This window comes from Komagataeibacter intermedius TF2, from assembly GCF_000964425.1.
Taxonomy (GTDB): Bacteria; Pseudomonadota; Alphaproteobacteria; order Acetobacterales; family Acetobacteraceae; genus Komagataeibacter; species Komagataeibacter intermedius.
The window spans coordinates 1-243 of sequence record NZ_BANF01000832.1 but is presented as its reverse complement, the minus strand read 5'-3'; the positions used below and the strand labels follow the sequence as shown (position 1 = coordinate 243).

Genomic DNA, 243 nt, shown 5'->3' with positions numbered 1-243 from the left:
GATCAGGCTTTCAACATGCGCGAAAGCAGCCACCGGTGTGATCAGATCCTCTTTCAGCCGCGCAATCCGCTCGGCCATTTTTTTAATCTGTCTCGCGTCTCCTGGCGCTCCTTCCTGCGGTACGGGAAGCTTTTCCTTCGGGACAGTCCTGATCAGGCGGCGGACGATGGCGAGACTGTCCTCGGCGTCACGAATGTCAAAGCCGCTACGCAATTGCGCCACTTCAGGCTCGGCCCGTAGCTG

1 pseudogene is annotated in these 243 nt (G+C 58.8%); it reads right to left on the bottom strand.

Going from position 1 to position 243, the window contains the following annotated elements:
- Positions 1-243: pseudogene (locus B7449_RS19360) on the bottom strand (ATP-dependent helicase); the annotation flags it as partial.